This is a genomic window from Delftia sp. ASV31 (assembly GCF_016428765.1).
GTDB classification, from domain to species: domain Bacteria; phylum Pseudomonadota; class Gammaproteobacteria; order Burkholderiales; family Burkholderiaceae_C; genus Comamonas; species Comamonas acidovorans.
In genome coordinates this window covers 1-317 of the sequence record NZ_JAELTK010000270.1, presented here as the reverse complement: position 1 = coordinate 317, position 317 = coordinate 1, and the positions used below count along the sequence as shown (strand labels likewise).

1 protein-coding gene is annotated in these 317 nt (G+C 73.8%); it reads left to right on the top strand.

The genetic code is table 11. The annotated features are described in order from the left end of the window. Nucleotides 1-263, top strand: a 263-nt coding sequence (locus JHD82_RS29350; protein WP_199140436.1) for a hypothetical protein, incomplete at its 5' end; no start/stop codon positions are given. Nucleotides 264-317 lie beyond the last annotated feature (54 nt).

Genomic DNA, 317 nt, shown 5'->3' with positions numbered 1-317 from the left:
CCCCCCCCCCCCCCCCCCCCCCCCCCCCCCCCCCCCCCCCCCCCCCCCCCCCCCCCCCCCCCCCCCCCCCCCCCCCCCCCCCCCCCCCCCCCCCCCCCCCCCCCCCCCCCCCCCTTTTAATGATCCGCCGACCACCGAGATCTACACTGTTCGCATTTCGTCGGCAGCGTCAGATGTGTATAAGAGACAGCTCTCGGGGCAGCTTTTGCGAACCCGGGCGCGCGGGTTCCTCCGATGGTGAAAGGCCAGGCAGCGGCGTATAAGTTGAAGCCACCCCATGCACGCGAAGGCCTGCCATGTCACACGCTTCCGCTCCC